General features: G+C 65.7%; 11 protein-coding genes and 1 riboswitch. Of the genes, 3 read left to right on the top strand and 8 right to left on the bottom strand.

Features of this window, described 5'->3' with window-relative positions:
* Positions 1-119: 119 nt before the first annotated feature.
* From rfaE2 to ACTHJ1_RS09195, 4 genes are all read right to left on the bottom strand, one after another.
* Positions 120-602, bottom strand: a complete 483-nt coding sequence (gene rfaE2, locus ACTHJ1_RS09210) for a D-glycero-beta-D-manno-heptose 1-phosphate adenylyltransferase (protein ID WP_440191006.1) — start codon at positions 600-602, stop codon at positions 120-122.
* Positions 603-636: 34 nt separating this feature from the next.
* Positions 637-1,506, bottom strand: a complete 870-nt coding sequence (locus ACTHJ1_RS09205) for a ferritin-like domain-containing protein (RefSeq protein ID WP_440191003.1) — start codon at positions 1,504-1,506, stop codon at positions 637-639.
* A 149-nt stretch (positions 1,507-1,655) separates the two neighbouring features.
* A complete protein-coding gene (ubiB, locus tag ACTHJ1_RS09200; protein WP_440191000.1) occupies positions 1,656-3,215 on the bottom strand; it encodes a ubiquinone biosynthesis regulatory protein kinase UbiB in 1,560 nt (519 codons plus the stop codon).
* The gene (locus ACTHJ1_RS09195) at positions 3,209-3,856 is read right to left on the bottom strand and encodes a ubiquinone biosynthesis accessory factor UbiJ (protein WP_440190997.1); all 648 of its coding nucleotides are present in this window, start codon (positions 3,854-3,856) and stop codon (positions 3,209-3,211) included. Before ACTHJ1_RS09195 ends, ubiB begins: the two co-directional genes overlap by 7 nt.
* Before the next feature lie 206 nt (positions 3,857-4,062).
* Here ACTHJ1_RS09195 and ACTHJ1_RS09190 point away from each other — a divergent pair, with 206 nt between their 5' ends.
* A complete protein-coding gene (locus ACTHJ1_RS09190; protein WP_440190994.1) occupies positions 4,063-5,400 on the top strand; it encodes an amidase in 1,338 nt (445 codons plus the stop codon).
* Here the strand turns inward: ACTHJ1_RS09190 and ubiE are convergent.
* From ubiE to crcB, 3 genes are all read right to left on the bottom strand, one after another.
* Positions 5,374-6,144, bottom strand: coding sequence for a bifunctional demethylmenaquinone methyltransferase/2-methoxy-6-polyprenyl-1,4-benzoquinol methylase UbiE (gene ubiE / locus ACTHJ1_RS09185; protein ID WP_440190991.1), 771 nt, complete (start codon positions 6,142-6,144; stop codon positions 5,374-5,376). The genes ACTHJ1_RS09190 and ubiE overlap by 27 nt on opposite strands.
* A 91-nt stretch (positions 6,145-6,235) precedes the next feature.
* Entirely contained in the window at positions 6,236-6,553 is a 318-nt protein-coding gene (locus ACTHJ1_RS09180) for a DUF190 domain-containing protein (RefSeq protein WP_440190988.1), read from the bottom strand.
* Positions 6,554-6,565: 12 nt separating this feature from the next.
* Complete coding sequence (crcB, locus tag ACTHJ1_RS09175) at positions 6,566-6,949, bottom strand: fluoride efflux transporter CrcB (protein WP_440190985.1); 384 nt, start codon at positions 6,947-6,949, stop codon at positions 6,566-6,568.
* A 65-nt stretch (positions 6,950-7,014) separates the two neighbouring features.
* Positions 7,015-7,080, bottom strand: a riboswitch (Fluoride riboswitch).
* A 110-nt stretch (positions 7,081-7,190) separates the two neighbouring features.
* On the opposite strand from crcB, the gene phoB reads away from it, so the two are divergent.
* Both phoB and phoR read left to right on the top strand, forming a co-directional pair.
* Positions 7,191-7,889: a phosphate regulon transcriptional regulator PhoB gene (gene phoB / locus ACTHJ1_RS09170; protein WP_440190983.1), complete on the top strand. Its 699-nt coding sequence runs from the start codon at positions 7,191-7,193 to the stop codon at positions 7,887-7,889.
* Positions 7,890-7,898: 9 nt separating this feature from the next.
* Positions 7,899-9,203 (top strand): phosphate regulon sensor histidine kinase PhoR, encoded by a 1,305-nt coding sequence (gene phoR / locus ACTHJ1_RS09165; RefSeq protein ID WP_440190980.1) that lies wholly within the window; start codon positions 7,899-7,901, stop codon positions 9,201-9,203.
* Here phoR and ACTHJ1_RS09160 read toward each other — a convergent pair.
* Positions 9,194-10,078 carry a LysR substrate-binding domain-containing protein gene (locus tag ACTHJ1_RS09160; protein WP_440190977.1) on the bottom strand — a complete coding sequence of 295 codons (885 nt, stop codon included), beginning with the start codon at positions 10,076-10,078 and terminating at the stop codon, positions 9,194-9,196. The two genes, phoR and ACTHJ1_RS09160, sit on opposite strands and share 10 nt — an antisense overlap.
* Positions 10,079-10,134 lie beyond the last annotated feature (56 nt).

The following is a 10,134-nucleotide window of genomic DNA, read 5'->3' as shown; positions in this document are numbered from 1 at the left end:
AGCCGATGCGCGGGCAGTGGTTTTCAAAATAAATTTTATTATCTAACGCTGCCGGCGTGTCCGGCCCTAAAAAAACGGCCATTAATTTATTGGCCTTTTTTTTCGGGTGCCGCCGGCGCTCAACTCTGCCGTATGCGATTGACCAGGGACGTCGTCGACCGCTGGAACTCGAAAGGAATCGCAACGGCCCTTCCGCCCCAGCTGCGCACCAGCCGCGTCTCGGGCAGGGTCTCCATGTCGTAGTCGCCGCCCTTGACGATGATGTCGGGATGCAGCTCGGCGATGAGCGCTTCAGGCGTGTCTTCGTGAAAGGACGTGACCAGGCTCACACAGCCCAGCGCCGCCAGCAGGGCGGCCCGATCCTGTTCGGTGTTCAGGGGCCGGTCGGGCCCCTTGCCAAGACGGCGCGCCGACTCGTCGCTATTGACCGCCACGACGAGCGTGGCGCCCAGGCAGGCGGCCTGATCCAGATAGGTAGCATGGCCGCGGTGGAGAATATCGAACACGCCGTTGGTGAAAACCAGCGGGCGAGGCAATTTTTTGGCCGCCTCCAGGGCGGCCGCACGCGGAAGGACTTTGGATTCGAATCGGGCAGCGGTCATGCGGAAATTGTAGCCGCGAACCCGCATGCCCAGTTCAGGTGGCCGCGAGCTCGCCCGGGCCGAACAGCTTGGCCATCGCTTCCTTGCGGTAGCGATTGAGATCTTTGACCGACGTGAAATCGGCGTCGAGCAGGCCCGAAAGAATATGCAGGATGCGGCCGGCGACCCGCCCTTCCCAGCCGCTGTCGAAGCGGATCTGCGTATCGAGCCAGCGTTCGAGCCAGCCCGGCTCGGGCATCCTGGACTGAACCGTGTCGTTGGGAAAAGCCGCCTTGCTCACGTGCAGATTGGTCGGGTGCATGGCCTGCGCCGAGCGGCCGGCCGAGGCCATGAGCACACCGATCTTGGCAAAGGCATGTCGCGCGGACAGGCTCGTCGCCTCGCCACGGTCTTTCAGGGCGCGGCGCATGTACTGCAGATAGGCGCCGGCGTGGCGGGCCTCGTCCTGGGCGATGGTGCGGTAGATGGCGCGGATGACCGGCTCGGTGTGCCAGTCGGCCGCGCAGCGATACCAATGGTTCAGGCGGATTTCACCGCAAAAATGCAGCATCAGCGTCTCGAGCTCGGGCGCAGGATCGAATTCGAAGCGCACATTGTGCAGTTCTTCTTCGGTGGGCATGAGGTCGGGACGAAAGCGCCGCAGATATTCGATCAGCACCAGGGAATGCTTCTGCTCTTCGAAGAACCAGACGGACATGAATGCGCTGAAATCGCTGTCGCCGCGGTTGTCGCGCAGAAACATCTCGGTGGCCGGCAAAGCCGCCCACTCGGTGATGGCGTTCATTTTGATCGTGCGGGCCTGCTCGTCGGTCAGCTTGCTGCCGTCGAAATCGCTCCACGGGATGCTGGTTGCCATGTTCCAGCGCACGGCTTCCATGGTCTTGAAAAGTTCGGGGTAAAGCATGGGGGTCTCCGCGGCCGCGAGCCGCCTTTCTCTGTGTTCGCTTTTATCGCCGCCCAAGAAGAAACCGTGATGACGGTTTCATATCAAAAATATGACACCCTGCGGGTTATATATGCTAACAGACACGGATTCGGTCCGCCATGGCAGGGTCAATGCTTGTCCAGCGCCCACAAAGCCACCGCCAGCGCCGCGGCCAGCACCGCCGTCAACGCCGCCAGCAGGCGATTGCCCTGCTCGCGCGCCAGGCGCAGGCGGCGCGTCTCTTGCAGCATCTCGGCGCTCAGGTCGGGGCGGGCGAGATGGTCGTGCAGCAGGCGCGGCACGGCCGGCAGCAACTGCGACCATTTGGCCGACTCCTTGGCCAGGCTTTCGCGCAGGCCATGCAGCCCCATGCGCCGCTTCATCCAGCTTTCCAGGTGAGGCTTGGCGGTTTTCCAGAGATCCAGCTCGGGATCGAGCTGACGGCCCATGCCTTCGACATTGAGCAGCGTTTTCTGCAGCAGCACCAGTTGCGGCTGGATCTCGACATTGAAGCGGCGCGAGGTCTGGAACAGGCGCAACAGCACCTGGCCCAGCGAGATCTCGGCCAGCGGCCGGTCGAAATAGGGCTCGCACACCGCACGCACGGCGCCTTCGAGCTCCTCTTCGCGCGTATCGCGCGGCACCCAGCCCGATTCGATGTGCAGCTGCGCCACGCGCCGATAATCGCGATGGAAAAAGGCGAGGAAATTCTGTGCCAGGTAGTTCTTGTCGAACTCGGACAGCGAACCGACGATGCCGAAATCCAGCGCGATGTAGCGGCCCAGCGTGGACGGGCTGTCCGACACATAGATGTTGCCCGGGTGCATATCGGCATGAAAGAACCCGTCGGTGAACACCTGGGTAAAGAAGATCTCGACCCCGCTCCTGGCCAGCGCGGGAATGTCGACGCCGGCCTCGCGCAGCCGGTCGATGCGGCTCACCGGAATGCCGTACATGCGCTGCATGGTGAACACCGTGGTGGTGGTCAGCTCCCAGATCACCTCGGGCACGATGAGCATGCCCTCGCGCCCGGACTCGGGGCCGAAATTGCGGCGCAGCTGGCTGCAATTGGAGGCTTCGCGCACCAGGTCGAGCTCGTCGTGCAGATATTTGTCGAACTCGGCGACCACCTCGCGCGGCTTGAGCCGGCGCCCGTCCGGGCCGCCCAGACGTTCGACGAGGCGCGCCGCGACGCGCAGCAGGGCCAGGTCTTTTTCGATGACGTCCAGCATACCGGGACGCAGCACCTTCACGGCCACTTCGCGGCCGTCGTGCATCACCGCGAAGTGCACCTGGGCGATCGAGGCCGAAGCGATGGGATCCGTCTCGAACTGCGCGAACAGTTCCCGCGGCGGCTTGCCCAGCGCCGTCTCGACGAGGGCGGCCGCCTGCGCCGATGGGAACGGCGGTACGCGATCCTGCAACAGCGAAAGCTCGTCGGCGATGTCGGCCGGGATCAGGTCGCGGCGGGTGGACAGCACCTGGCCGAACTTGACGAAGATAGGCCCCAGCGATTCGAGGGCCTGGCGCAGGCGCTGGCCCCGTGGACCGCGCGGTTTGCGGCCCAGCCGCAGCACGTGCAACAAGCGGCGCGCCAGCGGGTGATTGATGCTGGACAGAACCAGATCGTCCAGGCCGAAACGCAGGGCCACGAAAATAATGCGCAACAGGCGCGGCAAGGTCAGCATCGCGCGCTCCTTTCCACGCGCGCCAGCCGGGCAGCCAGCGCGTCGGCACGCCGACCCAGCGCATCGGCGTCGGCCTGCAATTGAGCCACGTCCAGAACATGTTGCGCCAGGACCGGCTTGCCGGCCAGCGTAGGCGTTTCTTCGGTGAGGTATTCAGCCACGTTGAGCGCCAGACGCCCGCCCGCATCGCGCACGCCGGAGACCGCGGCGCGCGCGCCGGACATCAGGCGCAGCGCCGGTATATCGCCCACCACGCGTGCCAGATCGTCTTCCGGATCCCAGCGCAGATCGCGCGCCAGTTCGCCCACCACCTGAGCCAGGCCGGCGTCGCCCGAGATGTGCGTCGCCTCGGCGAAATCGGGCATGCCGCCGGCGGGCAGACCTGTCAGGCTGAATTTGTCGGACAGCAGGGTCAGGGTCACGTCGGGCACGATGGCCTCGTCGGCGGGCGCCACCTTGCCGTCGCTGTCCACGGTCAATGACAGGCGTTGCCGCCCCCAGACAAAGCGCACCGTCTTGCCTGCATGACGGGCCAGGCGCTCGGCGGCCCAGGGCTCGCGACCCAGCAGCGCATTGAGCGCGCCGGCGGCGAAGCGGGACACCGGCGGCAAGAAAGACGGGAGCGGAGGCAGAGGCAGCATGGAATCCAGGAATGACGGCCGCGGCGCGCAGGGGAATGCCTGCCGCGCCGGGCTCGGGGCGAACCCAGGCCAGAGTTTACCGGGTTCATTTGCCCACTTCACGCCGCAAGCCTGGACAAGCCCGGCCCTGCGCTCCCCCCCGGGCTCCCGATACGAGGCCGCCCCGCCTATACTGAAGCATCCCATCCGCCGATGAGTGATTCCCGATGAGCGCCCCTACGAAGACCCTGCACGAACTCGCCGCGGCGCTGGCTGCGGGTACGACCTCCAGCGTGAAACTGGTCGAAGATGCCTTGGCCCGCATCGAAAGCTATCGCGGCCGCGGCGGCGCAGCCTATCGGGAGGTAGATGCCGAATCGGCTCTGCAAGCCGCGCACGCCGGCGACCAGGCGCGCCAGGCCGGCTACGTGCCCAGCGTGCTGGCCGGCTTGCCGGTCTCGATCAAAGATCTGTTCGATATCCGAGGCCAGGTCACCAAGGCGGGTTCGATTGCGTTGAACAACGCTGCGCCCGCGACCCAGGACGCCGCCGTGGTGGCGCGGCTGCGCCAAGCCGGCGCCATCCTGCTGGGCCGTACCAATATGAGTGAATTCGCGTTCTCGGGCCTGGGGCTGAACCCGCACTACGGCACGCCGCGCGCGCCGCACGACGAAGACCGCGTGGCGGGCGGGTCGAGCTCGGGCGCCGCGGTCAGCGTGGCGCTGGGCATGGCCGCCGCCGCGCTCGGCACCGACACCGGCGGCTCGGTCCGCATCCCGTCGGCTTTCTGCAATCTGACCGGCTTCAAGCCGACCGCGCATCGCGTGCCGCTGGACGGGGCCCTGCCGCTGTCCAGTTCGCTCGATTCCATCGGCCCGCTGGCCGTATCGGTAGCCTGCTGCGCGGCCTTCGACGCCGCGATCAGCGGCCAGGCACTGGACGCACGGCCCGCCGACCTGCGCGGTCTTCGCCTGTACGTGACCCGCGATTTTGTCTGCAGCGATATGGACGACGACGTAGCGCAGGCATTCGAAGACGCCTTGCAAAAGCTGTCGCAGGCAGGCGCGGTCATCGTTCCCTTCGGTTTCCGTGAGCTGCGCGAGCTGCCCCGGATAAACGCCAGCGGCGGTCTGGCAGCGGCCGAGGCCTGGACCTGGCATCGCAAGCTGCTGCAGGCTCAGGGAACCTGCTACGACCACCGCGTCGCGCAGCGCATACGCCGCGGCGCCGAGCAGAGCGCAACCGACTACATCGAGATTCTCGCAGCCCGCGAGCGCCTGCGCGCCGTCGCTGCCGAACGCCTGCGCGACGCCGATGCATGGCTCATGCCGACCGTCGCCATCAAGCCGCCACTGGTCGCTTCCATAGAAAGAGACGACGACGCATTCTTCGCCGCCAACGGCATGGTCCTGCGCAATACCAGCGTGATCAACTTCCTGGACGGCTGCGCGGTGTCGCTGCCCACGGGCGCGCCGGGCATCGGCCTGTCCGTCTGCGGCCTGCGCGACCAGGACGCCCGCGTGCTGCAGGTCGCGGCGTCAGCCCAGCTTCACGCCTTCATGTAGCGCGGCCACGCCGGCCGTCAGGTTGAAGAACTGCACGCGGTCCAGGCCGGCGTCGCGCATCATGCCGGCCAGGGTTTCCTGGTCGGGGTGCATGCGGATCGATTCGGCCAGATAACGATAGCTGGCCTCGTCCTTGGCCACCAGTTTGCCCATCAGCGGCAGCACATTGAACGAATACCAGTCGTAGACCGGCGCCAGCGGCTTGGCCACGCGGGAAAACTCCAGCACCAGCAGCTTGCCGCCGGGCTTGAGCACGCGCGTCATCTCGGCCAGCGCGCGGTCCTTGTGCGTCATGTTGCGCAGGCCGAAGGCCACGCTCACGCGGTCGAAATAGCCGTCGGGAAACGGCAGGCGCTCGGCATCGCACACGGTGGTGGGCAGCACCAGGCCGGCGTCCATCATGCGGTCGCGGCCCACACGCAACATGGAGTCGTTGATATCGGTCATCCAGACTTCGCCCGTGCTGCCGGCGCGCTTGGCGAAGGCGCGGGCCAGATCGCCCGTGCCGCTGGCGATGTCCAGCACCCGCATGCCCGGCCGGATCGCGGCGCGGCTGATGGTGAAGGCCTTCCAGATGCGGTGCAATCCGCCCGACATCAGGTCGTTCATGATGTCGTAGTTGGCGGCCACCGAATGAAAGACTTCGGCCACTTTGCGGGCTTTTTCGTTTTCGGGAACGGTTTGGAACCCGAAGTGCGTACCTTCCGGTCCGGTGTCTTTGGACGAGGATGTAGAGTTTTGCATGGTGTTGTCCTGGCAGTACGTCATGGTAGCCGATCGCGGCCCGGCCGATCGCGGCCCGGCCGATCGCGAGCCGGCCGAGGTCCGCCGCCGACTACGCGCCGCCCAGGGTGCCGAATTCGACCGCGCTCTTGACGTAGAAGATCTGCACGCCCTCGGCCTGAAGCCGGGCGAACAACCGGTCGCACTCCTGGGGCGTGACCGCCATGGCCACCGAAACAGGCTGATCGGCCAATTCGAAGAAACGGGCAGAATGCAGATGATGTCCGTGCCCCACGCCCTCGCCTGCGGGTATCAGCGTCGCGCCGCCCAGGCCCAATTCCGCGGCCAGCTTGACAAGCCAGTCCGCCAGGGGCGCGCCGTGATGGCGCCGGTCTTGTTGAGTGAAAAAAGTAACCATGAATCCGTTCATTTTTTGCTCCTTTCAGGACGACCTGAGCCATTGCACCGACGCGATCCCCGCCAGCGTCGCCGCCAGCGAGCCGGCGACGTGGATCGAGACTTCCCCCGCGGCCCAGGCCAGTTGCCCGCGCTGCGCCAGCGCGACCACTTCCGACGAAAACGTGGAAAACGTGGACAGCCCGCCGCAAAAACCCGTGATGATCAGCAGCCGCCACTCGGGCGCCAGACCCGGAAACCGCGTAAATACGGCGACCGCGGCGCCGATGATGTAACCCGCGATCACGTTGGCCGCGAACGTACCAGGCGGGAGGGTGGGAAATATCGCGTTGAGCTTGATGCCGAGCCACCAGCGGGATAGCCCACCGGCGGCCGAGCCGATGGATATGGCGAGCATGGGTTTCCACATTGCGCTGTCCAGGAATAGAGGTTGTTACTTTCCGGACAGGCATGCCTACAAGCGGCCCGTCCGGCCGGTATGTAGGCATCATCAGCCACGAGCGTGGCGCTTACTGGAGGAATGCCATCTCCATGCGAGTCAGTGTAGCGCAACCCGCTGCACGGATTGTGAAATCGTCACATACCTGAAATATTGCAGCCATACTATGGCAACGCTCGCGCCGGCCGGCGCCTTTTGTCCGACCTCACCCATGTCCAGCACCATACTCGTCGTCGAAGACGAACCCGCCATCCAGGAACTGATCGCCGTCAACCTGTCGTTCGCCGGGCACAAAGTGCTGCGGGCTTTCGATGCCGAGCAGGCCCAGACGCTGATCCGCGCCGAACTGCCCGACCTGATCCTGCTCGACTGGATGCTGCCCGGCGCCTCGGGTCTGTCGCTGGCGCGCTCCCTGCGCGAAGACGAGCGCACCCGCACGGTGCCCGTCATCATGCTCACCGCCAAGGGCTCCGAGCAGGACAAGGTGGAAGGCCTGGAAGCGGGCGCCGACGACTACATCACCAAACCCTTCTCGCCCAAGGAGCTGGTGGCGCGCATCAAGGCCGTCCTGCGCCGCCGCGCGCCCCAGCTTACCGACGACGTCATCGACGTAGCCGGCCTGAAGCTCGATCCCGCCACGCACCGCCTGTCGGGCGGTACGCAGCCGCTGGCTATCGGGCCGACCGAATTCCGTCTGTTGCACTTCTTCATGACCCACCCCGAGCGCGTGTTCTCGCGCGCCCAACTGCTCGATCAGGTGTGGGGCGATCACGTCTTCGTCGAAGAGCGCACGGTGGATGTGCACATCCGCCGCCTGCGCAAGGCGCTCGAGCCCAGCGGCCATGACGATCACGTGGAAACCGTGCGCGGCAGCGGCTATCGCTTCACGGCCCAAGTCGCCACGCGCTAGACTCGCGGGATGTTCTGGCTGCGTACCCTGCTCTGGTGCGCCCTCTGGGCCACTTTGGGCTTGCTTGCGGGCAGCGTGTTCACGCCCGCGATCGGCTGGTCGATACCGTGCCTGGCGTTCTTCGCCATGCTCATCGGGCGCGGCCGCAGCCTGGCGCGCGTGGCGCGCTGGGCGCAAGATCCCAGCACCGCGCCGCCCGCCGACGTGGGCGCCTGGGACGACGTGCTGGCCCCGCTCTACCGCTACCTGCGCATGCAATCGCGCGTTCTGCACGAAAGCCATGACGCGCTGGAAAACATGGTGGCCGGCGCGCAGGCCCTGCCCGACGGCGTGGTCACGCTCAACGACGAATTCCAGATCGACTGGTGCAACCGAACCGCCATGCGCCATCTGGGACTGCGCCTGCCCTATGACCGCGGCAGCAAGCTGTTGAACCTGGTGCGCGTGCCGGATTTCGTGGCCTACGCGCAAAGCGGCGAGTGGCCCGAGCCCATTCTGGTGCGCCTGTCCAACAGCGGCCAGGAGCGCGTGATGATGCTGCAGCTGGCCCGCTACGGACAGAACCAGCATCTGCTGATCTCGCGCGACGTCACGCAGATCGAGAAACTCGAGACTACCCGGCGCGACTTCGTCGCCAATGTCTCGCACGAATTGCGCACGCCGCTCACGGTGCTGACGGGCTTCCTGGAGACGCTGCGCGACATGCCCCAGGACGCCATGCCGGCCCAGCAGCGCGAACAGTACGTCAGCATGATGTACGAGCAGGCCCAGCGCATGCAGGCCATCGTCGAAGACCTGCTGACGCTCTCAACGCTCGAGTCCTCGCACGGCGCGGGGCCGGCCATCGTCAACATGAGCGAACTGCTGCAGCGCGCGCGGCAGCAGGCCGAAGCCCTGTCCAACGGAAGGCATACTTTCGAGTGGCACGTCGACGAGGGCCTGGACCTGCTGGGCAGCGCCGGCGAACTGACCTCGGCCGTCTCAAACCTGCTGACCAACGCCGTGCGTTACACGCCCGACGGCGGGAAGATCGCGGTGTATTGGGAGGCCGATGAAGAAGGCTCGGCCCACTACCGCGTGAAGGACACCGGCATCGGCATCGCGGCGCGCCACATACCGCGCCTGACCGAGCGCTTCTATCGCGTCGACCGCGGCCGCTCGCGCGCCGTGGGCGGCACCGGGCTGGGTCTGGCCATCACCAAGCACGTGGCCATGCGCCACGACGCCGGCCTGGGCATCGAGAGCGAGCCCGGCAAGGGCAGCACGTTCTCGCTGAATTTCCCGCCGGAAAGGGTCAGCCGCGCTCAGGGCTGAGAGCGGGCCAAATCGATGAAAGCGCGCAGATAGTCGACGCCGACGTCGGCTTGACGCGCTCCCAGATAGATCTGCTTGGCGATGCCCTTGAGCCCGAGCTTTACCGGCGCGACCGGCATCTTGCCGGCATATTCCCGCACCAGCCAGCGCGGCAGGGCAGCCACGCCGCGGCCGCTGGCGACCATCTGCATCATGATGTCGGTGTCTTCGATGGGCTTGTGCCGCCTGGGCGTCACGCCGGCCGGCGACAAAAACAGGGTGTAGATGTCGAGCCGGTCGATCGGCACCGGATAGGTGATCAGCACTTCGCGGTCGAGCTGCCCGGGCTCGACGTACTTCGCCTTGGCCAGTTTATGGTCGGCGGCGACGACAAGCACTTGCTCGTAATCGAACACCGGCTCGAACACCAGGCCGGGCTTGAAGAGCGGATCGGGCGTGACCAGCAGATCGATCTCGTAGCCGAACAGCGCGCCGATGCCGCCGAACTGGAACTTCTGCTTCACGTCCACGTCCACGTCCGGCCAGGCCCGCAGATAGGGCGACACGATTTTCAGCAGCCATTGATAGCAGGGGTGGCACTCCATGCCGATGCGCAGGGCGCCGCGCTCGCCTTGCGCGAACTGGCGCAGCCGGTCTTCGGCCAGCGTCAGCTGCGGCAACACGCGGTTGGCCACCGCCAGCAGATATTGCCCGGCCTGCGTCAGCCGCAGGCTGCGCCCTTCTCGCAGCCAGACGTCGGTGCCCAGCTGCTGTTCGAGCTTTTTCATGCTGTGGCTCAGCGCCGATTGCGTGAGAAAAAGCGCTCCCGCCGCGGCCGTCAGCGAGCCTTGTTTTTCGACTTCCTGAACGATGGCCAGATGGATGCGTTCGAGCATGATATGTGAAATAAATTCATCGAATATTGAATTTTTACCATTTTACTTCATGGTTT

Origin of the sequence: Bordetella sp., from assembly GCF_051960075.1 — a bacterium.
Taxonomy (GTDB): Bacteria; Pseudomonadota; Gammaproteobacteria; order Burkholderiales; family Burkholderiaceae_B; genus Bordetella.
The sequence above is the reverse complement of the archived record's forward strand: the minus strand, read 5'-3'. Positions and strand labels throughout refer to the sequence as shown.

Bases quoted from the DNA above. Each gene is read 5' to 3' on its own strand.
- rfaE2 (WP_440191006.1), bottom strand. From the start codon at position 602: ATGACCGCTGCCCGATTCGAATCCAAAGTCCTTCCGCGTGCGGCCGCC.
- ACTHJ1_RS09205 (WP_440191003.1), bottom strand. From the start codon at position 1,506: ATGCTTTACCCCGAACTTTTCAAGACCATGGAAGCCGTGCGCTGGAAC.
- ubiB (WP_440191000.1), bottom strand. From the start codon at position 3,215: ATGCTGACCTTGCCGCGCCTGTTGCGCATTATTTTCGTGGCCCTGCGT.
- ACTHJ1_RS09195 (WP_440190997.1), bottom strand. From the start codon at position 3,856: ATGCTGCCTCTGCCTCCGCTCCCGTCTTTCTTGCCGCCGGTGTCCCGC.
- ACTHJ1_RS09190 (WP_440190994.1), top strand. From the start codon at position 4,063: ATGAGCGCCCCTACGAAGACCCTGCACGAACTCGCCGCGGCGCTGGCT.
- ubiE (WP_440190991.1), bottom strand. From the start codon at position 6,144: ATGCAAAACTCTACATCCTCGTCCAAAGACACCGGACCGGAAGGTACG.
- ACTHJ1_RS09180 (WP_440190988.1), bottom strand. From the start codon at position 6,553: ATGAACGGATTCATGGTTACTTTTTTCACTCAACAAGACCGGCGCCAT.
- crcB (WP_440190985.1), bottom strand. From the start codon at position 6,949: ATGTGGAAACCCATGCTCGCCATATCCATCGGCTCGGCCGCCGGTGGG.
- phoB (WP_440190983.1), top strand. From the start codon at position 7,191: ATGTCCAGCACCATACTCGTCGTCGAAGACGAACCCGCCATCCAGGAA.
- phoR (WP_440190980.1), top strand. From the start codon at position 7,899: ATGTTCTGGCTGCGTACCCTGCTCTGGTGCGCCCTCTGGGCCACTTTG.
- ACTHJ1_RS09160 (WP_440190977.1), bottom strand. From the start codon at position 10,078: ATGCTCGAACGCATCCATCTGGCCATCGTTCAGGAAGTCGAAAAACAA.